1 protein-coding gene is annotated in these 314 nt (G+C 66.6%); it reads left to right on the top strand.

Annotated features, from left to right (window positions below; all coding sequences use genetic code 11):
• A partial coding sequence (locus tag KZZ07_RS26785; protein ID WP_219519984.1) for a hypothetical protein occupies positions 1-313 on the top strand: 313 nt, incomplete at its 5' end.
• Between the last annotated feature and the right edge of the window lies 1 nt (position 314).

The raw sequence follows: 314 nt of genomic DNA, 5'->3' as shown, positions 1-314 counted from the left end.
ACCGCAAGGCTGCCGCGTGAATACCAAGCCATCCTTCGGTTTCGGCAAGCTGGCGGAGATCCAGCCGGCCACGTCTGAGCCGGCTCCGGCCGTCGCTCGAGAGGTCGATCGTGTCGCGGAGAAGCTCGGATTTCCGAGCCGCGAGGTTCCTACCCGGCGCAAGCGGCGGGTCGCTGTCGACGAGCCGACGGACCAGCTCAACCTCCGGGCGGCTATCGCCGACATCAACCAGTTCGTGGAGTGGTGCGAAGCCGAGCGCATGTCCTACCGCGAGGGCTTCGGCCGGCTGGTCGCCAAGATCGGGCAGGCTTAAT

Origin of the sequence: Mameliella sp. CS4, assembly GCF_019392335.1 — a bacterium.
In the GTDB taxonomy this organism is placed as follows: Bacteria; Pseudomonadota; Alphaproteobacteria; order Rhodobacterales; family Rhodobacteraceae; genus Antarctobacter.
This window is presented reverse-complemented; position numbering and strand designations above follow the sequence as displayed.